This is a genomic window from Hallella faecis, assembly GCF_018789675.1.
Lineage (GTDB): Bacteria > Bacteroidota > Bacteroidia > Bacteroidales > Bacteroidaceae > Prevotella > Prevotella faecis.
The window spans coordinates 1-22469 of sequence record NZ_JAHKBE010000025.1; the positions used below are offsets into that span (position 1 = coordinate 1).

At 51.6% G+C, this 22469-nt stretch carries 22 protein-coding genes; 6 read left to right on the forward strand and 16 right to left on the reverse strand.

Features of this window, described 5'->3' with window-relative positions; genetic code table 11:
- Window positions 1-8: 8 nt before the first annotated feature.
- Window positions 9-548, reverse strand: a complete 540-nt coding sequence (locus tag KM934_RS07155; RefSeq protein WP_215759973.1) for a DUF1016 N-terminal domain-containing protein — start codon at window positions 546-548, stop codon at window positions 9-11.
- Window positions 549-654: 106 nt separating this feature from the next.
- A complete protein-coding gene (locus KM934_RS07160) occupies window positions 655-870 on the reverse strand; it encodes a helix-turn-helix transcriptional regulator (protein ID WP_042517970.1) in 216 nt (71 codons plus the stop codon).
- Between the two features lie 162 nt (window positions 871-1032).
- Here KM934_RS07160 and KM934_RS07165 point away from each other — a divergent pair, with 162 nt between their 5' ends.
- Window positions 1033-1335 carry a hypothetical protein gene (locus tag KM934_RS07165; protein WP_215759939.1) on the forward strand — a complete coding sequence of 101 codons (303 nt, stop codon included), beginning with the start codon at window positions 1033-1035 and terminating at the stop codon, window positions 1333-1335.
- Window positions 1336-1944: 609 nt separating this feature from the next.
- Here KM934_RS07165 and rplT read toward each other — a convergent pair.
- The 8 genes from rplT to KM934_RS07205 all read right to left on the reverse strand — a co-directional run bounded on the left by rplT (window position 1945) and on the right by KM934_RS07205 (window position 9556).
- Complete coding sequence (gene rplT, locus KM934_RS07170) at window positions 1945-2289, reverse strand: 50S ribosomal protein L20 (protein WP_215759940.1); 345 nt, start codon at window positions 2287-2289, stop codon at window positions 1945-1947.
- 44 nt (window positions 2290-2333) lie between these two features.
- Window positions 2334-2531, reverse strand: a complete 198-nt coding sequence (rpmI, locus tag KM934_RS07175) for a 50S ribosomal protein L35 (protein ID WP_215759941.1) — start codon at window positions 2529-2531, stop codon at window positions 2334-2336.
- Between the two features lie 70 nt (window positions 2532-2601).
- A complete protein-coding gene (gene infC, locus KM934_RS07180) occupies window positions 2602-3297 on the reverse strand; it encodes a translation initiation factor IF-3 (protein WP_215759942.1) in 696 nt (231 codons plus the stop codon).
- 362 nt (window positions 3298-3659) lie between these two features.
- Window positions 3660-5606 carry a threonine--tRNA ligase gene (gene thrS, locus KM934_RS07185; protein WP_215759943.1) on the reverse strand — a complete coding sequence of 649 codons (1947 nt, stop codon included), beginning with the start codon at window positions 5604-5606 and terminating at the stop codon, window positions 3660-3662.
- A gap of 407 nt (window positions 5607-6013) precedes the next feature.
- Entirely contained in the window at window positions 6014-7993 is a 1980-nt protein-coding gene (locus KM934_RS07190; protein WP_215759944.1) for a tetratricopeptide repeat protein, read from the reverse strand.
- Window positions 7994-8027: 34 nt separating this feature from the next.
- Window positions 8028-8591 carry a peptide deformylase gene (gene def / locus KM934_RS07195; RefSeq protein ID WP_215759945.1) on the reverse strand — a complete coding sequence of 188 codons (564 nt, stop codon included), beginning with the start codon at window positions 8589-8591 and terminating at the stop codon, window positions 8028-8030.
- Window positions 8588-9007 carry a Holliday junction resolvase RuvX gene (ruvX, locus tag KM934_RS07200; protein WP_215759946.1) on the reverse strand — a complete coding sequence of 140 codons (420 nt, stop codon included), beginning with the start codon at window positions 9005-9007 and terminating at the stop codon, window positions 8588-8590. The genes def and ruvX overlap by 4 nt, the downstream gene beginning before the upstream one ends.
- A 48-nt stretch (window positions 9008-9055) precedes the next feature.
- Window positions 9056-9556 carry an SPOR domain-containing protein gene (locus KM934_RS07205; protein WP_215759947.1) on the reverse strand — a complete coding sequence of 167 codons (501 nt, stop codon included), beginning with the start codon at window positions 9554-9556 and terminating at the stop codon, window positions 9056-9058.
- A gap of 251 nt (window positions 9557-9807) precedes the next feature.
- Here KM934_RS07205 and KM934_RS07210 point away from each other — a divergent pair, with 251 nt between their 5' ends.
- From KM934_RS07210 to KM934_RS07220, 3 genes are all read left to right on the forward strand, one after another.
- A complete protein-coding gene (locus KM934_RS07210; protein ID WP_215759948.1) occupies window positions 9808-10026 on the forward strand; it encodes a YtxH domain-containing protein in 219 nt (72 codons plus the stop codon).
- A gap of 95 nt (window positions 10027-10121) precedes the next feature.
- Window positions 10122-10469: a phage holin family protein gene (locus KM934_RS07215; RefSeq protein WP_215759949.1), complete on the forward strand. Its 348-nt coding sequence runs from the start codon at window positions 10122-10124 to the stop codon at window positions 10467-10469.
- Between the two features lie 30 nt (window positions 10470-10499).
- A complete protein-coding gene (locus tag KM934_RS07220) occupies window positions 10500-10742 on the forward strand; it encodes a hypothetical protein (protein ID WP_215759950.1) in 243 nt (80 codons plus the stop codon).
- A gap of 1279 nt (window positions 10743-12021) precedes the next feature.
- On the opposite strand, the gene KM934_RS07225 is transcribed toward KM934_RS07220, so the two are convergent.
- Genes KM934_RS07225 through KM934_RS07235 form a run of 3 tightly spaced genes read right to left on the reverse strand, consistent with a single transcriptional unit; the run spans window position 12022 to window position 14671 of the window.
- Window positions 12022-12786: an MBL fold metallo-hydrolase gene (locus tag KM934_RS07225; RefSeq protein ID WP_215759951.1), complete on the reverse strand. Its 765-nt coding sequence runs from the start codon at window positions 12784-12786 to the stop codon at window positions 12022-12024.
- 2 nt (window positions 12787-12788) lie between these two features.
- Window positions 12789-13814: a UDP-N-acetylmuramate dehydrogenase gene (gene murB, locus KM934_RS07230; protein ID WP_215759952.1), complete on the reverse strand. Its 1026-nt coding sequence runs from the start codon at window positions 13812-13814 to the stop codon at window positions 12789-12791.
- 2 nt (window positions 13815-13816) lie between these two features.
- Window positions 13817-14671, reverse strand: a complete 855-nt coding sequence (locus KM934_RS07235; RefSeq protein WP_215759953.1) for a DUF4348 domain-containing protein — start codon at window positions 14669-14671, stop codon at window positions 13817-13819.
- Between the two features lie 110 nt (window positions 14672-14781).
- Between KM934_RS07235 and pheS the strand changes: the two genes are divergently transcribed.
- A complete protein-coding gene (gene pheS / locus KM934_RS07240) occupies window positions 14782-15819 on the forward strand; it encodes a phenylalanine--tRNA ligase subunit alpha (RefSeq protein ID WP_215759974.1) in 1038 nt (345 codons plus the stop codon).
- 445 nt (window positions 15820-16264) lie between these two features.
- Here the strand turns inward: pheS and KM934_RS07245 are convergent, their stop codons facing one another.
- The 3 genes from KM934_RS07245 to KM934_RS07255 are packed head-to-tail and all read right to left on the reverse strand — an operon-like array spanning window position 16265 to window position 20056.
- Window positions 16265-18478, reverse strand: coding sequence for a S9 family peptidase (locus KM934_RS07245; protein ID WP_215759954.1), 2214 nt, complete (start codon window positions 18476-18478; stop codon window positions 16265-16267).
- Window positions 18479-18524: 46 nt separating this feature from the next.
- Window positions 18525-19346 carry a type II pantothenate kinase gene (gene coaW / locus KM934_RS07250; protein ID WP_215759955.1) on the reverse strand — a complete coding sequence of 274 codons (822 nt, stop codon included), beginning with the start codon at window positions 19344-19346 and terminating at the stop codon, window positions 18525-18527.
- Window positions 19347-19390: 44 nt separating this feature from the next.
- A complete protein-coding gene (locus KM934_RS07255; RefSeq protein WP_215759956.1) occupies window positions 19391-20056 on the reverse strand; it encodes a B3/B4 domain-containing protein in 666 nt (221 codons plus the stop codon).
- A 322-nt stretch (window positions 20057-20378) separates the two neighbouring features.
- Here KM934_RS07255 and ligA point away from each other — a divergent pair, with 322 nt between their 5' ends.
- Complete coding sequence (gene ligA, locus KM934_RS07260; RefSeq protein WP_394369490.1) at window positions 20379-22379, forward strand: NAD-dependent DNA ligase LigA; 2001 nt, start codon at window positions 20379-20381, stop codon at window positions 22377-22379.
- Window positions 22380-22469 lie beyond the last annotated feature (90 nt).

A 22469-nucleotide genomic window follows, 5' to 3' on the forward strand; every position in this document is an offset into this window, starting at 1 on the left:
TTCAAGCCTTATTTGAGGCTTGATACCCCGCCATGCCCTTTCGCTGAATAGTTACGCAAAGTTACAGCAAAATTATTAGGCATTGTACCTTCCTTCAAATACAGTTGCTCGCGTATATTATATTTAAGTTTATCAACGCTCCAAAATTCACTTGCAACCTTGTAGATATAAAACAATCTTTCATTGAGTGTGTCTGTACGTTGCAATATTTCATAATGATGGGTAAACTGTACTGTAAGAAATGCATCCAGGGTTGCCTTGTCAAATTGGTCCGTTGTCAATGGACCAATTACAACATCTTCAGAATCAGTGATATTGGTGAAATCTGCGATAGAACTATTTTTGGGGAAATCCGAGGGTGTACGAAAGTAATTTTGCCATGCGAGATAGAATGTTTTCATTCTTTTCAACTGCGTTTTAGAAAAACCTTTTAAACCAGGCATCTCTTGTTGCAGTAGTGAAGAAATAGTTTCAAGAATTTTATCACCCCAACTGGATCTTTTCTGACTTTGGCAGATGTACCGTCCTATGCCGTATACAAAGCTAATGCATTTTTGTTTGCACTAAGCATCATTGTCTTTCGCGTTAGCTGAATGGCAGATTTGATAGCAGCTGCAGCTTTCACGACATCAGTTTGGATTATATTTTGTTCCATTATATTTCTTCATTATCAACTATTAATATATCCGAAAGTTCTACATTGAGAAGTTTTGATATTTTTATCAAACACTCAACGTCTGGCTGGCTTGAATTAGTGCACCATTTTGAGATGGTTGTTTTATCTTTTCCAAGTTGCTCAGCCAGCCATAAGCCTGTTTTCTTTTTCTCAACAAGCAATAGTTTTAGGCGATTCAACTCTTTATGTGTCATAATATTTAATTTATACCGCAAAATTACTAATTATTATCAACAAACTTGCAAAACAGCCTTAATTTTATGCTATGTTCTCAACAAGTTGAAAACTATTCAATAGTTTTATGTCTTTTCCGAGGATTGACCTACAATATATCTTTGCTTCAAAAACAGCATATTATGCCCGATACACTTACATTTACATCCGTCCATAACATCTCCGGCACCCACGCCTCCGCAGCTTTCACCTCCAAGACAAGTGAAGTCTTCAAGGAGGAGCACAACATCGCACCAATCATCATCAACGACAAGATGAAGTACATCCCGTGGGGAGGTGACAATCAGATGCCGTACAATATCATTGACCTCATTGAGTCTGACGAGACAATGTACAAGCATAAGTGGATGACTTTATGCAGGACAACGACCTCGCAAGTTACTGTAAAGTTGCACACCTTGGTGCCACAGCTGAAGGTATCGTGAAGCAGACGACTTTGTATGATAATTTGACCAAAAAGTTTGCCTAAGATTTCAGATGAAATAGAAAGCGAAAAGACAATTTGGGGAGAAAAGAACGATCGCAACCAACAGACGCGATCAACATTAGGCATCTTTCGAGATGCAAAAGGGCATCTATCGAGGCTCGAAAAGCCATCTTTCGAGACTCGAAAGGCAAGCTATCGCAAGTCGATTAGGCATGTTTCGCAATAGGAAATACGGAAATTGGGAATATGAAGGGCAAAGCATGATGTGCAGAATGCAGCTTCACCGATACAAGCATCTCATTATCAAAGAATTACAAGATTACGCCAAGAATCGCATATTTGGAACCAACAATGCGCTAACCCGAAAAGAAGTGTGTAGTTTTAACTATAGTTTGTTGCCGATTTTCAACGCAAACAGCTTCCTGCTACGCACCCGTAAAGCCCGTCCAAAGAGAACAACAAGCAAACAATAATGTGCGAATTGTTCTCAACGATAGGCCCGTAACACCCAGCGAAGAAGGTCAATCACAGGGCTGAGAGGCGCTAAACGCAAAAGGTGCGCGAAGCATTGCTCCGCGCACCTCTTGTATGTTGAGTCAATTGTGATTTACTTCACCTTGTCAACGATGGCCTTGAAAGCCTCAGGGTTGTTGACGGCGAGGTCAGCGAGGACCTTACGGTTGATCTCGATACCGGCCTTGTGAAGAGCACCCATGAGCTGGCTGTAGCTCATATCCTGCAAACGAGCGGCAGCGTTGATACGCTGAATCCACAGGGCGCGGAAGTTGCGCTTCTTATTGCGGCGGTCACGGTAAGCGTAGGTCAAACCCTTCTCCCATGTATTCTTGGCAACCGTCCAAACATTCTTACGGGCACCGAAGTAACCCTTCGTGAGCTTCAGGATACGTGTTCTCTTTGCTTTAGAAGCAACGTGATTTACTGATCTTGGCATAATTTTTCTTCTTTAAACGTTCGACTAAAAAGTGAAATGAATGATTAACGCAGATTGAGCAGATCACGCACCTGCTTCATGTTGTCGCGCACGACCACTGTCGAGTGCACAAGGTTTCTCTTCTGCTTCTTTGTCTTCTTAGTCAGAATGTGACTGTGGTAAGCGTGATTACGCTTGATCTTACCGGTAGCTGTGAAAGAAAATCTCTTCTTTGCGCCGGAATTAGTCTTTACTTTTGGCATTTTTTGTTGTTGTTAAAATGATTATAATAAAAGGTGGCAACGCATATACCTGGCGGTACCACTCAGTTTTTTACTCTTGTTCGCCGCTGTTCTCAACCAACTTCTTCAAGGCGTCGCCACCTTTGGCGTTGGCGAGCAGTCCGTTTTTCTCAGCCTGCTCAGCAGCCTTTTGAGCGTTTTCCTCTTTGGCAGCAGCCTCTGCGGCCAGACGATCGCGCTTCTGCTGGCTCTGCTTAGCCACACCTGCCTTCTTAGGAGCCAAGAAGAGGAACATCTTCTTACCCTCCAAACGGGGCAACTGCTCAACCTTGGCATACTCTTCCAGGTCATTGGCAAAGCGAAGCAAAAGCACCTCACCCTGCTCCTTGAAAAGGATGGAGCGTCCGCGGAAGAACACATAGGCGCGCACCTTGTTGCCCTCCTCCAAGAACTCCTGGGCGTGCTTCAACTTGAACTGGTAGTCGTGAGCGTCGGTCTGGGGTCCGAAACGAATCTCCTTGACCTCAACCTTGACCTGCTTCTGCTTCATTTCCTTCTGACGCTTCTTCTGCTGATAGAGAAACTTGCTATAGTCGATGATACGACAAACAGGAGGTTGCGCATTGGGAGAGATCTCCACCAGGTCAACACCCTGCTGGCGAGCCATATCCAAAGCTTGACGAGTAGGCATCACTTCTGAGCCATTGTCGCTAACCACACGAACTTCCCGCACATGGATCTGACCATTGACGCGGTACTGATTCTTCATCTTGTTGTTGTCTTTCATTCAACTATTTTAAGTTCTGTATCGAAGTGGGCGTACTTTCCCCAATTCAGCGTGCAAAATTACGAAAAACTATCGATACTTCCAAAGAATTCCTCAACAATTTTTCAAACCTCAATCGGTCATTTGATTTTGTCAGGGACTAAGCACACACCAATATTGTTCCTGCTCCGGTCTAATGAGCGATTGGGAGTAAAGCAATAAGGTGGAAGTCACGCATTTACATGCGTTTCTTCCACCTTGTCTATTACATGAACCTATGGTGCCACTCCACCCTACCGTCCCGCCGCCCACATGGCAACGATACGTTGCGTGCAAGCCAAACAAAGGGCTCCGGATTGGTTGGGGGCTATGCACCCACGGTATTAAATGTTCTTCAGTTGCTCGGCCACTTCGTCCTTGATGCGCTGTGCAAAGTCTTCCATCTTCATGGTAGCCTGCTCGCCACCGCCCTGAACGCGCATAGACACGAGTCCGTCGGCAGCCTCCTTCTCGCCCACGACGAGCATGTAAGGCACACGCTTCAGCTCATTGTCGCGAATCTTACGTCCAATCTTCTCGTTGCGGTCGTCGATGTAAGCGCGCACATCCTGATCGTCGAAATAAGCCTTCACCTTCTGAGCGTAGTCGTTGTATTTCTCCGAGATAGGCAGGATGGCCACCTGGTCGGGCGTGAGCCACAAGGGGAAATGACCAGCGGTGTGCTCAATGAGTACAGCCGTGAAGCGCTCGAGCGAACCGAACGGTGCGCGGTGAATCATAACCGGAGTCTTCTTGGAGTTGTCCTCTGCGGTATACTCCAAGTGGAAACGCTGCGGCAGGTTGTAGTCCACCTGGATGGTACCCAACTGCCAACGGCGGCCAATGGCGTCCTTCACCATGAAGTCGAGCTTAGGACCATAGAAAGCGGCCTCACCTTCCACTTCGCGAGCCTGGAGACCTTTCTCCTTACAAGCCTCACGAATGGCGTTCTGGCTCTCTTCCCAAATTTCGTCAGAACCGATGTATTTCTCTGTGTCCTTAGGATCACGCAATGAGATTTGAGCCTCATAGTTGTCGAAACCGAAGGTAGCGAAGACCTTCTGGATGATATCGATAACCGACTCGAACTCGGCCTTCACCTGGTCGCTGCGCACGAAGATGTGCGCGTCGTCCTGTGTGAACGTACGCACGCGGGTCAGTCCGTGCAGCTCACCGCTCTTCTCATAACGGAACACCGTACCAAACTCAGCGATGCGCAAGGGCAGATCCTTGTAAGAACGGGGCTTGCGAGAATACACCTCACAGTGGTGAGGGCAGTTCATCGGCTTCAACATGTAGATCTCGTCCTCCTCGGGAGTCTCAATGGGCTGGAAGGCATCCTTACCATAGTGGGCCCAGTGGCCACTGGTGATATAAAGATTCTTAGAGCCGATACCTGGGGTGATGACCTCCTGATAGTTGTAAGGCTTCAGCACGCGGCGCAGCAAATCCTGCAAGCGGAGGCGCAGCTCGGTGCCCTTGGGAAGCCAAATGGGAAGACCCTTACCCACGCGGTCGGAGAACATGAAGAGCTCCATCTCCTTACCAATCTTACGATGGTCGCGCTTCTTGGCCTCCTCAAGCATCTGCAGATACTCGTCGAGCATCTTCTTCTTCGGGAAGGAGATACCATAGATACGGGTCATCTGCTCGCGCTTAGCGTCGCCACGCCAGAAAGCACCGGCTACGCTGGTAATCTTAATGGCCTTGATATTGCCTGTCGACAACAAGTGCGGACCACGGCAAAGGTCTGTGAAAGCGCCTTGGGTATATGTGGTAATGGTTCCGTCCTCCAAGTCGAGCGAGATATGCTCCACCTTGTACTGCTGACCGGCGGCCTCAAACTCCTTGATGGCATCGGCCTTCGCCACTTCGCGGCGAACGACGGGCTCGTTCTTCTTGGCCAACTCTTTCATCTTGGCCTCAATCTTCGGGAAGTCGTTCTCGGAGATAACCTGTCCCTCGGCGGGCATCACATCGTAGAAGAAACCATTCTCCACGGCCGGTCCGAATCCGAACTGTATGCCTGGATAAAGTTCCTGCAAAGCCTCGGCCAACAAGTGGGCGGAGGTGTGCCAGAATGTGTGCTTGCCCTCTTCGTCATCAAACTTAAACAGTTGGATGGCGCTGTCCTCATTGATGGGACGGTTCAACTCGGTTGTCTCACCATTGATCCCACAACATACAACGTCACGGGCGAGAGCCGGTGAGATGCTCTCAGCGATTTGAAGTCCGGTTACGCCCTGCTCGTACTCACGCACAGAACCATCCGGGAATGTGATTTTAACCATGATACAAATTAGTTTTATTTAAATCACCGCAAAAGTAATACATATTTTTTGAATGCAATAACAAAAAGCGGTTTATTTTCAACAGATTGGAAGGACTTTGCCATAAAAGAACAATGGGGCACCCAAAACGCCGCAAACCCAACGACGGGAAAGGCTAACGGCTTGGATGCGCCCTCAACATAGCCATACATTGTGCTCGCAATAGCCTCGCTACATCATCACAAGCGGAGCCTTCTCATTGTTGTTCCACGCTTGTCCCTACGCGCTCCCCGCATTGAACGACGCAACCGCTCATGGCCATTCTCACACAGAAAGAGAATGGCTATCATAATAGATAAGGATGGCTGACAGAACCAACAGGGATGGCCGAATAGGCAAAGGGGAATGGCGCCTGGAATGGGATGGCGCTATTTCTTGCGCGAAAGTTGCTTGCTAATGGCGTAAGCGTTGTAAAGGCCCAACTCACCAGCTTTGCTGAAGTCGTGCAATCCATCAGTTGTTTTTCCAGAATAGCAACGCGCCAAGCCACGGTTGAGATAAGCCTCGGCGAAGTTAGGGTCGATCTCGATGGCGCGCGAATAGTCGTCGATGGCACGCGAATAGTTCTTGGCGGCGGCGTAGAGGTTGCCTCTATTATAGAAAAGGTAGGCGTTCTTCGGTGCCACCTTAATGGCTTCGGCGATATCGCCCTCCACTTGTGCCGACTTCATGCTGACATTCTGTCCACGCGAAGCATCGTAACTATTGAGCATGGCCTGACAAACGGCACGCTCCCAACGGCCGATGGCCGACAGGGTGTCGATCGAGAGGTAATCGTCGAGATCGGCAATGGCGTCGGCATAGTTCTGCGCCTCGGCATAGGCCACGGCACGCTGCAAGAGCAGGGCGGCGCGCGCCATGCGGTCGGTTTCCTCATTGATGCCCTCAGTCAGGGCGTCGATGAGTTGGAATATCTGGCGCGACTGGGTGTCGGTGAGTTTCTCTCGGTTCTGGTTACAGGTCAAATATAGCTTGCGCAAGGGGGCCTGCGTGTTGTTGAACCGATCCACGGCGGCATCGTAAGCCTGGTAATCACGCACGCCATTGGCATAGGTGAAATACGACAACTGGAACATGGGCAAGAAGGCAACCTCCACGTCGCGGTTCTGCACAGCACCACGGTAGTCGCTGTTGTACTCGTGTTCCACACGCGGCTTGTCCTCCACGACGATGTCGTTATACTTGCTCAAGTCGAGTTCCGAGCGCTTACGCACCGCCTTCAACTTCGAACGGCTCCAGCGCTGCTGCACACCCACGTGCTTGTCCATCTGCGCCTTGAAGACACGAAACTCGTCGAGCTCGGCCTTTGCCGTCATGCCCAACTTACGATAGGCTCGGGCACGCTGCGTCAGACCAGTCCAGAAATTGGGGAACTGCTCGATGATGGCGGTATAGTCGCGGATGGCGGCACGTAGGTTGCCCACCTTGTCGTTGAGCAAAGCGCGGTTATAGATGGCCAAGAAATTCTGCGGCTCCATCTTAACAACAAAATCGAAATCCTCTATGGCACGGTTATCGTCGCCCAGTTGCACACGCAACAAACCTCGGTTATAATGGGCCAGGAAGTTGTTAGGGTCAAGGTCGATGGCCAAGTCGTAATCGGCCATGGCTCCCCTGAGGTTGTTCACCTTGAGGCGCGCCAAAGCACGGTTCACATAGTTGCTCGCCACCTTGGGTCGCAAATGTATGACTTGGCTGAGACATGAGTCGGCCACCAACCACTGCTGTCGGTTCAATGCGATGAACGAACGTGTGGCCCAAGCGTCGGCATTGTAAGGCTCTTGCTGCAAACTGCGGCTTAGCCATAGGTCGGCTGTGGTGGTATCCTTGCGCTCCAAATAGATCTCAGCCTTCAACGAATAGGCCGTGGCCGTCTTCGACCAACGCGAGATGATGGTGTCGGCGTCGAGAAGCGCCTGATCGTAATCTTTGGCGTTCAAACGGCAAATGGCACGGTTGAGCCAAAAACTCGACACATTGGGATTGAGCTTGATGGCACGGTCATAGTCGGAGATGGCATCCGTGTATTTCTCCTGACGTATGCGCGATATGGCGCGCAGGTCGAAGATCTGCTCAATATAGGGATTGAGGGAGATGGCTTTGGAGGCGTCTTGCTCGGCGCCCACAAAGTCCTCCAAATAAAACTTGGCCGTGGCACGGTCGTACCAAGGCAACCAAAGGTATGGCTTAAGCGCCAACACCTTATTAAAATACTGTATGGAGAGCACGTAGTCCTCATAGTGCAACGCCACCTCACCACTGGTAATCAGGCGATCCACATTATATTGTGCCTTGGCCTTGCCGCAAAAAAGCAAAGCCAAGAGCATGGGGACGAGCACGCGCTTCATGACAGTCGAATTCTGATGTTAGGCCAAACGACCATTAGCGGCGAGGCGCCTTCACACGATAAGGGCAACGGAACTTGCCTTGCGCGATGCCACGCAACTTGCTGTTAATCATCTGCTTGCGGAAGGCAGACACCCGATCAACGTACATAACGCCCTCCAGGTGGTCGAACTCGTGTTGCATAACACGTGCCAGATAGCCCTCCACCCACTCGTCGTGCGGATTGAGGTCCTCGTCGAGGTAGGTCACATGGATGCGCGTGGGGCGTGTTACGCTCTCGTGGAGACCAGGGATGGAGAGGCAGCCCTCGTCCAACGTCGCCTTCTTCGACTTTTCATCGTACTCCACGATGTGTGCATTGATGTAGGCGTGGCGGAAGCCAGCATACTCCGGAAAGTCGTCCTTCAGCACGTCGAGGTCGATAACGACCACACGCAAGGCCTTGCCCACCTGTGGTGCGGCCAAGCCCACGCCTTCCGCTGCGTCGAGGGTTTCGTACATGTCGGCGATGAACGTCTTCAAGGTGGGGTCGTCCACGGCCACTTCTTGGGCAACCTTTCTCAGAACAGGCTGACCATATGTATAAATAGGTAATATCATCTCTTCTTGGAGTTCATGTAATCCTGAAGTATAATCGTTGCCGATATTTCATCGACAAGACCTTTGTTCTCGCGTCTCTCCTTCTTTCTCACGCCACCGTCGATCATGGCTCGATGGGCAAGCACGGAGGTGAAACGCTCATCATAATACTCGATGGGGATGGAAGGTCGCGCCTTTCGCCAACGGTTGACGAAGTTCTCCACCCTTGCCAAGTTTTCCGACGGCTGGCCATTTGGTTGCATAGGCTTGCCGACAACGATTCGCTCGACCTCCTCTTTTTGCACATATTGGCTGAGAAAGTCGAACAAATCCTTGGTCTCCACCGTCGTCAGTCCATTGGCAATGATCTGCAAGGGGTCGGTCACAGCCAACCCCGTGCGTTTCTTGCCATAATCAATGGAGAGAATTCGCGGCATGAATATCAATTGATGAGCTTCATTGCGTCAAGGCAATCGCTCCGCTTCTTACTTCTTGAAAAGCAACCAAGCGTCGCTCTTGGGGTTATACTGGCTGCCACGGATGGCGTCGCGGCTCTGCACAGCGCTGGCCTTATCGGCATAGGTCGAGGCAACAACGCGATACATATTGATGCTTGAGTTGTAAGCGATTTGTGCATCGTAACCGCCCTGCTTGAGCGTGTTCTGCATGCCCTCGGCGTTGGTCTTCAGCGAGAATGAGCCTACAACGACGCTATATGCCTTCAAGCCAGGACCGCTGACGACGGTAACGTCCTCTGTGCGCACGGTGGCATTGTCAACATTGGTAACTGTGGTCTGGTCGGCCGACTTCTCCACGAGCGGAGTAACAACAGGAGCCGTCTCCTGAGCAGGAGCCTGGTTACGGTTCTGCTCTTCCTGAGCCTGAGCCTTTTCCCACACTTTCTTGTAGGCACTCTCCTGTGATTTACAACCCGTGAAGGCAAAGGCCACGCAGAAGGCCGCGCCCAAAACCATGTATTTCTTCATACTTTTATAATATTATAAATGTTAGTAATATCGCTTTTTAAGCTTTTGCTTCTTTAATTTGCGAAATTACAAAATAATCCACATACGTGCGCCGCAACGCCACATAAAGTTTGTTAAATCAGGAAAATAGGGCTTATTTAACAAAAAATAGCCTTTTTCAGCCTTGATTTTAAGGCGGAATGCTTATATTTGCAATTATAAAATGCGAACTATTCGCTAACGATAACTATTTACCATTAAACGATACGCTTATGAAGACAATCGGTTACATCGGTGCTTTCCTGGGTGGCGCCATCGCAGGCGCAGCCTTAGGCTTGCTCCTGGCACCTGAGAAGGGTGCTGACACTCGCACAAAGATTTCTGACGCTGTGGACGACTTCTGCAAGAAGCACGACATCAAGCTCAACCGCAAACAGACGGAAGACTTGGTCGACGACATCAAGGATGCTGTAGACAACACAGCCGAATAACCTCAAGTCCATCCTCGGATGCGCCAGACTACCCTCTCGGCGCACCCGCAGGAATGGCAAAACACATCATCATCCACGTTTTCCCACAACGAATTATGTTTTCAAACGACAAGAACATAGAGACCATCGGTCAACTGGTGGAAACCCTGAAACACTACGCCACGCTCCAAAGCGAGTATATCAAGCTCGACGTAGTGGAGAAGACAGTGCGCCTGCTGACGGTCATCACCATGACGGTCATCATTTCGCTGCTCGTCATTCTCATGCTCATCTACCTCAGTTTTGCCGCCGCCAGTGCGTTGGCGCCATGGGTGGGCGAAGCTGTTGGGTTCCTCATTGTTGCCGGAGCCTATTTCCTGCTGCTCTTGTTGTTTATCACCTTCAGAAAGCAATGGATCGAAAAACCACTCGTTAAGTTTCTCGCCTCCATCCTTCTTAGCTAACCGTCAACCCGTTTCCAACGCTCATCAACCATGACACCAACGTCTTACACCACCATCGAGGAAATACAACTGCGCAAGGCTATGTTGCAGACAGAAATCCAAAAAGACAGCAACAAGTTGAGCAACGAGTGGAGCTCGCTCTTCAAGAAGCCCGAGGCGCTCGATCGCAAAGCGTCACCCACCAAGCGCTTCAACAGCCTGTTGAGCACCGGAGCCGGTCTCTTCGACGCCATGATCTTGGGCTGGAAGCTCTATCGCAAGTTCAAAAAGTAGGTTTTATCCGTTGTTCCACGCTATCATAGGCGATGCCTCACTTCATCACAAGCATTGCCCCGCCTGCCATTGGAACCACCCAAGCCTATCCACAAGTTGCCCCTCGTCTCACACCAGCCAACGCCACAGCTTACGAATGACGACGCCTCGTCTCACACCAGCCAACGCCATAGCTTACGAATGACGACGCCTTGTCTCACATGAGACTACACAATAACAGCAAAAGCCTCCACGTTCCTGCCCTTCCCGGCAAGCCATCTTCCCTTATCAGGCCGTACTTTTCAACCCAAATCGGCCATTCCATCCCCCCCACACGTAAAACCCCAACTCGCGCTTTGCAAAGCCATAGCTCACGTTTTGTAAAGCTACAACTCATAATTGATAAAGCCACGACTCGGGTTTTACAAACCCACAGCTCGCGTTTAGCAAAAACACGACTCATGTTTTACCCTCCAATCCCTCAAAGACTGCGGTTTCGCATTTTACATCACACGCAATCCCAAATCAACTTTTCAACCCCAAGCGCCAACAAGGCAGAAGGTCATCAGCCCTTAACCTTTCATTAGTGCCACCACACACATCCAACCAGTCCAATTTCGTGGCCACACATCACCAAACCTGCCACGGGGCAACCCACCTCTACACATGTAGCCCAACCTTGCCAAACGAACCTTAAACACAGCCATAACGGTCCTTACAAGGCTAAGCTCCATCCAGCGTCAAAGCCGCTCAGATTGCAACAAAAAACGCAACCGCATTTGGCACAAGGTCTATTTTTGCCACAAAAAGAAAAAAGAAAGAAGAAGGCGTGAAACGCTAACACTTTGATAAGTTTTCTTATTAAAAACTATTAAGTGGAAAATCCGATTTGTTAATGTATGTTATTTATAAGAAATTTATGCGCTATATATTTGCAAGTTCAAATAAAAGTCGTAACTTTGCATCGTGTTTTTCATAGTATTAGATTTAAGGTTAACAAGGTTGGAGTACAGCGGTACTCCTTTTTTTGTGTCCTTTCAAAAACAAGCCCCTTCTATTTAGTGTTTTCAAAAAGCCTTCAGGCTTCACCAAAACACGCCCATCCTCATCGCGCAACCCATTAGTTACCAACCCACTACAATCCACATTTCTATAAAATATCATAGCTATCGATGGTTGTTCAAACAGGTTTAGAACAAGCATTTCCGAGACCTTAACCCCTTACCGGCCATTAAAACGAAACAGGAAAATCGTTAGAAACAAATACCAACAAGAACCAAAAACGAACGGCCGATTGGGGCTAAACCTCTATGATTTCGCCGTCGTAGGCAAACCACATGTTCTTGGGCAAGCGAGCATTAGCCTCATCATGCAGTCCTATTCCGTGGCCCATGTGAGTAAAATAGGTGCGTTCAGCCCCCACCCTTTGCGCAAATGCCATGGCCTCCTCCACCGTCATGTGGCTATGATGCCATTTTTCCCACCGCAGGGCATTGACCACCAATGTCTTTACGCCTCGTAAATGTTCGAACTCCTCATCCTCTATGGTCTTCATATCGGTAATGTAAGCGAAATCGCCGAACCGATAACCCAAGATGGGCAACTTGTCGTGCATCACGCCAAAGGGTTCCACCTCCACGTCGCCAATGACCAATCGTTGGTGGCAACGTATGGTGTGAAGGTTGAATTTCGGCACACCGGGATAAAGATGTTGCACAAAACAATATGGAAAATTATGCATCACGGTCTTCACCGCGATATCGTTGCCATAGATATCGATGTCGCCAAACTTGCAGAAAGGTCGCAAATCGTCGAGTCCACCCACATGGTCGTAATGGCCATGGGTGAGCAGCAGGCCATCGATACGCCTAAAAGGCAATGACATGAGTTGCATTCGGATGTCAGGGCCACAATCGATAAGGATGCGAGTATGGTTGGTTTCCAGCAACGCAGCGGCGCGATACCGCTTGTCGTGCGGGTCCGTGCTCTTACACACCTCACAGTCGCATCCATTCACCGGAACACCCGTGGAGGTTCCTGTGCCCAGGAAAGTAAGCCGCCGCATGCTCATATCACATTCACCTCCGGGTGCAGCTCCAGCCCGAACCGTTCTCTCACCGATGCCTGAACGGCGTGCATCAGCGCCACCACATCCTCGCCTTTCGCTCCGCCTCGGTTCACAAGCACCAAGGCTTGCTTGTCGTGCACACCAGCGCGGCCCAGGCTCTTACCCTTCCAGCCGCATTGGTCGATCATCCATCCGGCAGGAATCTTGTATCGTCCCTCACCCATCTCAAAATAGCGCAGATCAGAATGTTCAGCTTTCAGGCGCTCAAACGTAGCCTCGTCTACGACAGGGTTCATAAAGAAAGAGCCTGCGTTGCCCATCACCTCCGGGTCGGGGAGCTTGGCGCGACGGATATCGACAATTACCTGACGCAGCTGATGGGCCGTCAGCGTTGCCGCATCGATGCCACAACGCTCCAATTCGGCACGTATGTTGCCATAGTCAAGGTCGGGCGTAAAAGTCTTCGAGAGACGGTAACTCACCGTCAGGATAACATACTTGTCTTTCCATTCGTGCTTGAATCGGCTCTGTCGATAGCTATAATTGCAATCTTCCGCCTTGATGACGACATGCTTTCCTGTGGCCAGCTCCACGGCTTCCACATCCACGAGGATGTCCTTTGCCTCAGCGCCATAGGCTCCAATGTTCTGCACCGCCGACGCTCCGCATTCGCCAGGAATGAGGCTCAGGTTCTCCATGCCATACCATCCCTGCTCCACAGCGTAAGCCACCACATCGTCGAACGTGGTTCCAGCCCAGCAGCGAATAACCACATCATCTGCACTTTCACGTTCCACCTTCACGTCAAACCGCTTCTCGGGTGTGATGACGATGCCTGGGAAATCGCGCGTCAGAAGCAGGTTGCTACCGCCGCCCACCAGCAAGTAAGGCATCGAACGCAACTTGTCGTCGAGCGCCACCTGCGTAGCGTCGGCCACATTTTGATAAACCCACAACTCGGCACATTTCTGGTCGATGCCGAAGGTGTTGCGACTGAGCAACGAAATGTCTGTAAATGTCTGCATACTTAGCTGTTGAATTTCACCAATTTCCACTTGCCCTTCACCTTACGGAAAACCAACTCGATCTCCAAACCATTGGCAATGCCACGAATCAGGAATATCTTTCGGGTCGTCTCGGTGTAATGCTGTCCGTAGATAATGTTGTATATGATGCCGCGCGGAATAAGTGTCGGCTTAAAGTCGGGCCACTGCTCGGGCATGATAACGCCTGAGATCTGCGAGAAATCGTCCTCCGGGTCGGGAGCCGTAAACTCCACCTCGTCGGCCATGCTCTTCACCTGGAAAGCCGAATCGACCGCAAAATGATGGTAGAACCTCAGGAACGAGGCGTTCTTGTTCTGATAAAGGGGCTTGTAATTCATCGACGTCAGCATCCATTCGCCCTGTAAACGGTCGAACACAAACTGCTGAACGGTCTTCCTTTTAAAGAAGATCTTCTCCACGACAACATGTCCGATAGTGGTGTCTTTCATCAAATACTTCTGCTTGTTGTTGTCGAACACAATCGTGTAATAGCCTTGATGCATGAAGAAGTGCTCCATCTTCCATTGCTCCTTGTCCACATGCTTGGTCAGCTTCCCGTTATGGTAGACGGGCAGCGGGAACTGGATGCGCCTCATCTGCAACTTGCGGTTGGCCGCAAAATTGAACACAAAGTCGTCAAAAAGCTCGTCGGCGGCCTTGGGAACAGGGGTCTCGGCTATCAAAGTCTCTGTGGAATCGAGGCTCGAAGTGTCGTTAACCAGCGTGTCGGACGCCGCTGAGTCGGCCGATGCTGCTTTCCGGTCGGTGCACCCATAGGGCACGGCCATCATCAGCAAGAGCAAAAAGAAAACAGCAAATACAATTCCTTTTCTCATAACATCATTCATAAACCGAGGCAAAATTACACATATTTTTTTTAATAGAACCGCATTTTCAAATAAAAGTTAGTAACTTTGCAAATCGAATAAAGTTAATCAAAAAGATGATGTTAACAGACAAGATAGACGAACTTCTCAAAGAAGTGTCAGCCCTCTCAGCCAAAAACGCTGAGGATGTGGAGCAACTCAGATTGAAATATCTCAGTAAGAAAGGCGAAATCAACGCCATCATTGCAGATTTCCGCAATGTGGCCAAAGAGGAAAAGCGCGAGCTGGGCATCAAGATCAACGAACTGAAAAAGGCAGCCACCGACAAGATCAACGCGCTCCGCGAGCAGGTGGAGACCACCGAGACAGCCTCGGAGAGCCTCGACCTCACACGCACTGCCTACCCCGTCGACCTTGGCACTCGCCATCCGCTGACACTTGTCCGTAACGAGATCATCGACATCTTCCAGCGTATGGGCTTCACGCTCTACAATGGTCCTGAGGTCGACGACGACAAGCACGTGTTCACCATGCTCAACTTTGCTGCCGATCACCCAGCACGCGACATGCAGGACACGTTCTTCATCTCCCAGAACCCCAACGACGTAACCAAGAATGTGCTGCTTCGCTCACACACCTCGGGCGACGAAGCCCACTATATGGAGACCCACGAGCCGCCTATCCGTGTGCTCTGCCCTGGACGCGTTTACCGCAATGAGGCCATCTCAGCGCGCGCCCACTGCTTCTTCCACCAGGTGGAGGGTCTGTATGTCGACAAGGGCGTAAGCTTCACCGACCTGAAGCAGGTGCTCCTCACCTTCGCTCGCGAGATGTTTGGCGCCGACACGAAGATTCGCCTTCGCCCCAGCTTCTTCCCGTTCACCGAGCCCAGTGCCGAGATGGACATCTCTTGCTCTATCTGCGGAGGAAAGGGCTGCAACTTCTGTAAGCACACCGGATGGGTGGAGATTTTGGGTTGCGGCATGGTCGACCCACACGACTTGGCAGCCTGCAACATCGACCCCGAGGTTTACACGGGCTATGCCTTCGGTATGGGCGTAGAGCGCATCGCCAACCTGAAGTATGGCGTCAACGACCTCCGTCTCTTCTCAGAGAACGACACCCGTTTCCTCGAGGAGTTCCAAAGCGCATACTAATAGGGCTTAACCCGCAGGTTGAAACCTCCCTATATAATAAAGGAGAAAATCATTCCATTCAATACTAAAACGCCAAGAAGGCGCAGCGGTAACGTTGCGCCTTCTTGGCGTTTTAGGCGAATACACATTTATCACCAATCGACCTATTAAGCCGAAACAGGAAGATTGTTAGAAGACTTCCGGCTCTTTTCAACGCTTACCGGCATTTCTTTCGGTCTCATGCTTCCATTCGCGTTTCCGCCATAGTCAGCCTGCTCGAAACAAACACGAACAAGAACTACACACACACCGTCTTTCCTAAGCCGTTTTTAGACAGGAAAGGCCGAACCCCCTTCGTAGGGTTTCGGCCTTTCCAATATTTATCGTTCTGTTTCATTGCACCTTTTCTCGCCATGGCAAAGTCCAATCAAGCTCGGCTCTGCTCATCTGGCTTGGTGCAAAATCATCACTTCAGATCCGACCACTTGGGGGGATCTACTTTGTAGAGGTGCTTCACGAAGAAGTCGAAACGCTTGTGCTCGCCAAAGGCCTCGCCCATGGTGTGGCGGGCTCCAGGAATGACGATGAGGTCAAAGTCCTTACCTGCCTTCTCCAAAGCGTCGACCACCTGATAGGTGCTTGCAGGATCCACGTTGTTGTCGATCTCGCCAACAGCCAGCATCAATGGGCGCTCCAACTTGTGGGCGTTGTAAACATTGCTGCACTCCACGTAGCTTGAGTCGACGGGCCATCCCATCCACTGCTCGTTCCACCAAATCTTGTCCATACGGTTGTCGTGGCATCCGCATGAGCTATAGGCGCACTTGTAGAAATCGCCGTGGAACAACAGGGCGGTTGTCGATTCCTGTCCACCTGCCGACATGCCGTAGATACCCACGTTGTTGGCGTCCATGTAAGGATACTTGGCGGCAGCGGCCTTGATCCACTGAATGTGGTCGGGCAGTCCGGCGTCCTTCAGGTTCTTATAGCAGATCTCCTCAAACTTCTTGCCACGGTAGCTTGTGCCCATACCGTCGACCTGAACCACAATGAAGCCCAACTCGGCCAAAGCCGTGGCATTCCAGAAGAACGGGGTGAACGACTTGGGAACGTAAGCGTCGCCAGGTCCTGCATAGATGTACTCGATGATGGGATAAGTCTTCGACGGGTCGAAGTTGGTGGGACGGTAGATGAGTCCCCACATGTCGGTCTTTCCATCGCGACCCTTCGCCTTGAATATCTCGGGAGCCACCCAGCCATTGGCCTTCAGCTTCGAGATGTCGGCCGTCTCAAGCGTCTTCAGCAGCTTGCCGTCGACGGCGCTTCGCAACTCGGTTACAGGAGGCACATCGGTCTTGCTGTAAACATCTACCAGGTATTTGTAGTCGGGTGAGAACACGGCGTAGTGGTTGCCCTCAGCCGGGGTGAGACAGGTCATGTTCTTGCCGTCGAAGTCGATTCTATAATAATGTACGAGATAAGGATCCTCGTCCTTGTTGACGCCCGAAGCCGAGAAGTAAATAACGCGGTTGGCCTCATCCACATACTGCACCTTGCGCACAAACCAGTCGCCCTTGGTAATCTGGCGAGGCTGTGCCATGCGGCCCTTCTTGTCGGGGCGCACGTCATAGAGGTAGATGTGGTTCCAGTTGTCGCGCTCCGAGATCCAAAGCATCTGCTTGCTATCGTTGATAAACTGGCGCCATAGGCGATAATAGTTGATGAACGTTTTGGCGCGCTCCTCCACAATGGTGCGGAATCCGCCCGTATTGGCATCCATGGCCAGCACCTGATAGAGCTTGTGCCCACGCTGGTTATATTCCATGGTCACCTCGCGGCTATCGGGCGACCACCAGAACCAGTTGAGCTCATACTGGTTTTCGATGGTGCGCGGGTCGCCTTCCACCTTCTTCACAGTCATGCCATCAATAAGGCTTCCCTTCGGATTCTTGGCCATTGCGGCCGAATCGGGAACCGTAAGGGTGAAGATCACAGGCCAGTGCTGCGGCAGTTCGTCGCCAGGCTTGGCATATTCCTGCTTGTGGAGACAAGGCTGCTCTTGGTCGGCGGGCGACGACTCTACATAGTAGACGTAGCGCTTCTCAACCTTGTTGCGCTTGCAAACGAAGATCTTGCGTGAGTCGGGGCTCCAATAGATGTCGGAACTGTAGTAGCGGCCGATGGTTCCGTCTTGCGAGAGGGCGCGCTTCTTCGACCAGGGCTTGCCCACCTCGTGAACATACACATTGTTGTTCTCAATCCACGCGTCGAGCTTGCCGTCGGGCGAAGCCACCACACGTTGGTCCTGCTCGTCGTAGGTATCCATCCAGAAAGACTCTTTATGGCGGAACGGATCGTTGTAGGTGCGCTGACCATTTGCGTTGCGACGCTCCTTCATGCCGAGCGCCTTCTTCATCTCCCTCTCAGAGTTGTAGGTCTTCGAGATACCATACGTCACATCGTATGATATATAACGTCTTCCATCTTGTGTGTCGATGTAATAGTGCAACACTGAGGAAGAATCCTTCCATCCGATGTCGTGTGCCCAATGGGCAACGGTCTTTTGTTGGAACTTGCTTTGAAGACTGTAGGCCCGCTTGTAGTCGGCTGCCGTACCTTGGGCGCGTACGGCCGTGGCGGCGAGGGTCAATGCCGCCAGTCCAATCAATTTTAATTTCATAGTGATGTATTTAAAGTTAATGGAATAAACAGCTGGGAGGTCAAGCTCATCGGCCCGACTTATAGCACAAAGCCGCACCAATGGCCGTGCAAAACTCCGAGTATTTAGGAATTATGAAATGCACATTGTAGAGCTTTTCCATCGCTGGGAACACCTTTTGGCATTGAGGCAGCAGCGTCAGGTTGCCGATGAGCACATACTTACGGATGCCCGTGTTGAGCGACGCGAGTATGCAGCTCGACCCAATGGTTTGCAGCACCGTGGTGATGATGCCCAGTGCCGTATCCTCGCGGGAGGCGTCGCTCTTGGCGTTTCCGAAGAGAGAGGCCGTGGCGTTCTTGGGAAGGCCGGGCAGCGGACTGGGACTGATGTCGCCAATCTGCACGTCGATATTGGCCGAGTTGCCCTGCATGGCCAGGCTCACCACCTGCTTGATGTCGTCGGTTTGCAGCATGATGCGGCTCAGTCCGGCAAGCGTTCCACCGCCAAGGCCCAGTCCACCAATGTGGCGAATGTCGTCGCCGTCGCACTGCACAAGGCTCGTGCCCGTTCCCATCGACACCACAAGCATGCGGTTGATGCCCGTTTCGTAGCGCGCTCCCAAGCCATCGGCTATAAACTCCTCGGCCTTCTCCGTTGGCAAGCCATAGACGGGCGAGTTGATGTAGGCCGATCCCACGCCCGTGATCATCACGCGCTCAATGTCCTCCAGTCGTATTTTGTTGTCGTATAGATATTTTCCAAACGCTCCATAGAGGGATGTCACCGGGTCGGTGGCTTTGATGCGAATGGGCGACACCACATCGCCTTCCTTGTTGATTCCAACAATCTTGGTGGTGCTGATGCCCACATCTATTCCTATTACCATAAAGTGTGAGTTAATTGGGTTGGTATTGCATGTTGGCTTTGCGACTATCGGTAGATGTAATAGCTTCCGCCATCGCTTTCCGCATACTTGCGCAACAATTGTTGTATGTACTCGGCGTTCTCACGCACATGGCTCTCATCGCCGTCGTAACCATTGATGAGCACCATGAGGTGGGTGGTTTCGAGCGTGATCTTGGTGCGCTCATTGTCGGAGGTGGGCGTTCCCACGCCACCCTTCTCGTCGCGGTAGACGGGCAGTCCGGCAATGTTTATCATTCCACGGCCTATGCCCTCGTAAGGCTCTCCCTCACGCCCGATGCCGAGCGTCAGCGTATCGCCCACCATCTTGTCGGCGTCGAATCCGCCAATACTGTACCCGTAGGCTATGCTGGCCAAGTTCACCAGGTCGACCAGTGTGTCGATTTGATAGAGCGCCTTGCCCTGCAACTGCCGGCGAATGAGCGCCTCCGAGGCGGGACGATAGCGCGAGGGGTCCTTGCCGCAGGCGCGGTAAACCCGACGTGTGGCGGCAATGCCCGAAAGCTCCTTTACCGTATCGGTGGTCAGGAAGCTCCGATAGCGCTCGCCCAGCGCCTCTATCTCCTCCCACAACGCCGCGCAATAAGGCGTGTTTCTGACGGAGGCTTCCACACAAGCCCCCACGAAGGTAGGACAGGCTTGTTCGATATCTTGACTTACTATGACATTCATGCGTTAATGATAGGATATTATATCCGCAAAGTTATATAAAAACCCATGAGCATGAAAGGGAAAAACGCTGAAAAGTTTCGTTAAATCACGAATTTGGACTAAAATGCCATTGATTGGAACATTTTCGTGAAGCCGTGGCAAGAAAAGATGCCGTGAAAAGGATGATATTGCGCGAGGAGCACGGTTCGGAGGAACTTTACCACTTATGTTTTGAAAACATTCTTTGCGCCTTTGGCGTTTATTCGATTCTTTTTTTGTAAGTTTGTCGATGTTTTGATAGTCGTTGCTGTTGGCGAAAGGCCAACGACGCAATCATAAAATCATGGAAATGGACATAACTATTCAGATGAGGACACTCGTCGAGGAGCTCAACCGCGCTTCCGACGCATATTATAATGGTCGTGGAGAACTCATGACCGACTATGAGTGGGACGCGAAGTTCGACCAGTTGAAACAGTTGGAGAGCCAATCGGGCGTGGTGTTGCCCGATTCGCCCACCCACCGTGTGTCGGCCGACACCACAGTGGGCAAGAAAGAGGAGCATGAGTTTTCGGCCCTCTCATTGGCGAAAACCAAGCAACCCACCGACTTGGTGAAATGGGCAGAGGGCCGCCCCATTTGGTTGTCGTGGAAGCTCGACGGCCTGACGTTGGTCGTTACCTACGACGAGGGGCAGCTCACCAAGGTGGTGACACGTGGCGACGGACACATCGGAACCAACATCACCCACCTGGCACAAGCCATCAATGGAATTCCCGCAACCATCCACGCTACGGGCCATGTGGTGGTGCGCGGCGAGGCCGTCATCTCGTATGAGGACTTTGATCGGTTCAACTTGGAGAGCGACGAGGAGTATGCCAACCCCCGCAACCTGGCTTCGGGATCGCTCACCCTGAAGGATCCGCGCGAGGTGGCGCAACGCCATATCCGCTGGATACCGTTCACACTGGTCCACACCGACGAGGAAATACCCACGTGGGGAGCACGCATGGACTGGCTGAAAAAGGCCGGACTGGGCGCCGTCGACCACGAACGCATCGACGATCCCACACTGGAGCATATGGAGGCGGCCATCGAGCGCTGGACGGAGAAGGTAACCAAGCGCGAGAACCCCTACCCCGTCGACGGCCTGGTCATTGTTTACGACGACGCCGAATACGCCGCAACGGGTTCGGTAACGGGCCACCACGCCACACGCGCCGGCTACGCCTTCAAGTGGGCCGACGAGAGTGCGAGCACTGAGCTCGACCATGTGGAATGGAGCTGCGCCGCATCTACCATCTCGCCTGTGGCCGTGTTCCGCCCCGTGGAGCTCGAGGGAACCACGGTGAAACGCGCCTCACTCTGCAACATCAGCGAGTGTGAGCGCCTGGGAATGGGCGGAAAGGGAACGCAACTGGAGGTTATCAAGGCCAACAAGATTATTCCGAAGGTCATCAAGGTGAAGCAAGCCGTGGGACCATTCTGCATCCCCGATCGGTGCCCCGTGTGCGGATCGCCCACACGGGTCGAAGTGAGCGCAGCAAGCGGCACCAAGACCTTACATTGCACCCATGCCGCCTGCCCCGCCAAGCAACTGAGGAAGTTTGCGCGATTCGTGTCGAAGCAGGGTGTCAATGTCGACGGCATCTCCGAGCAGACCTTACAGAAGTTCATCAACTTAGGATGGATTCGCGACTATGCCGACATATTCGACCTGCCCACCCACGCAATGGAAATAGCCGCCTTGGAGGGCTTTGGCGTCAAGTCGGCCACCAACATTCGGCAGTCGGTGGAGCGCGCTCGCAAGGTGGAGGCGCGCCGATTGTTGTACGCCTTGTCAATCCCCCTGTGCGGACAGGATGTTTGCAACCGCTTGCTGTCGGCCTATTCGCTCAACGACCTCATAGCCCTGGCCGAGGGAAACGTGCGCCCCACAGACCTCTTCACCCCGTCGGCCGAGGAAACACTGGCCATGATTCCAGGCATCGGCCCCGAGAAGGCCAAGTCGTTTGTGGCGTGGTTTGCCCAGGAAGAGCATCGCTCCGTAATGGCTCGCCTGCTCAACGTGCTCACGGTGGAGCAAACGTCGACCGCCGCTACGGGCGAGAAGTGCAAGGGATTGGTGTTTGTCGTTACGGGCGATGTGCATCATTACAAGAACCGCAACGAACTGAAGGCCTACATTGAGAGTCAGGGTGGAAAGGTGACGGGCTCGGTGAGCAAGTCGACATCCTACCTTATCAATAACGACGTGACCTCCACCAGCAGCAAGAACCAGAAGGCCCATCAGTTTAACATACCCATTATCTCGGAAGACGAGTTTGTGGAACGGTTTGGATAACGGTCCTCCCCGCACGCCTGTTTATGCGTTTCGCATGGGCTTTTATTCCAAAATCAGGTTGTTATACACTTATTTTTCGTAACTTTGCAC

Coding starts and splice junctions, on each gene's coding strand:
- pheS (WP_215759974.1), top strand. CDS start 14,782: ATGTTAACAGACAAGATAGACGAACTTCTCAAAGAAGTGTCAGCCCTC.
- KM934_RS07165 (WP_215759939.1), top strand. CDS start 1,033: ATGCCCGATACACTTACATTTACATCCGTCCATAACATCTCCGGCACC.
- KM934_RS07235 (WP_215759953.1), bottom strand. CDS start 14,671: ATGAGAAAAGGAATTGTATTTGCTGTTTTCTTTTTGCTCTTGCTGATG.
- KM934_RS07215 (WP_215759949.1), top strand. CDS start 10,122: ATGTTTTCAAACGACAAGAACATAGAGACCATCGGTCAACTGGTGGAA.
- KM934_RS07190 (WP_215759944.1), bottom strand. CDS start 7,993: ATGAAGCGCGTGCTCGTCCCCATGCTCTTGGCTTTGCTTTTTTGCGGC.
- KM934_RS07255 (WP_215759956.1), bottom strand. CDS start 20,056: ATGAATGTCATAGTAAGTCAAGATATCGAACAAGCCTGTCCTACCTTC.
- KM934_RS07160 (WP_042517970.1), bottom strand. CDS start 870: ATGACACATAAAGAGTTGAATCGCCTAAAACTATTGCTTGTTGAGAAA.
- thrS (WP_215759943.1), bottom strand. CDS start 5,606: ATGGTTAAAATCACATTCCCGGATGGTTCTGTGCGTGAGTACGAGCAG.
- murB (WP_215759952.1), bottom strand. CDS start 13,814: ATGCAGACATTTACAGACATTTCGTTGCTCAGTCGCAACACCTTCGGC.
- KM934_RS07225 (WP_215759951.1), bottom strand. CDS start 12,786: ATGCGGCGGCTTACTTTCCTGGGCACAGGAACCTCCACGGGTGTTCCG.
- rpmI (WP_215759941.1), bottom strand. CDS start 2,531: ATGCCAAAAGTAAAGACTAATTCCGGCGCAAAGAAGAGATTTTCTTTC.
- ruvX (WP_215759946.1), bottom strand. CDS start 9,007: ATGCCGCGAATTCTCTCCATTGATTATGGCAAGAAACGCACGGGGTTG.
- KM934_RS07205 (WP_215759947.1), bottom strand. CDS start 9,556: ATGAAGAAATACATGGTTTTGGGCGCGGCCTTCTGCGTGGCCTTTGCC.
- ligA (WP_394369490.1), top strand. CDS start 20,379: ATGGAAATGGACATAACTATTCAGATGAGGACACTCGTCGAGGAGCTC.
- KM934_RS07245 (WP_215759954.1), bottom strand. CDS start 18,478: ATGAAATTAAAATTGATTGGACTGGCGGCATTGACCCTCGCCGCCACG.
- KM934_RS07220 (WP_215759950.1), top strand. CDS start 10,500: ATGACACCAACGTCTTACACCACCATCGAGGAAATACAACTGCGCAAG.
- KM934_RS07210 (WP_215759948.1), top strand. CDS start 9,808: ATGAAGACAATCGGTTACATCGGTGCTTTCCTGGGTGGCGCCATCGCA.
- coaW (WP_215759955.1), bottom strand. CDS start 19,346: ATGGTAATAGGAATAGATGTGGGCATCAGCACCACCAAGATTGTTGGA.
- rplT (WP_215759940.1), bottom strand. CDS start 2,289: ATGCCAAGATCAGTAAATCACGTTGCTTCTAAAGCAAAGAGAACACGT.
- infC (WP_215759942.1), bottom strand. CDS start 3,297: ATGAAAGACAACAACAAGATGAAGAATCAGTACCGCGTCAATGGTCAG.
- def (WP_215759945.1), bottom strand. CDS start 8,591: ATGATATTACCTATTTATACATATGGTCAGCCTGTTCTGAGAAAGGTT.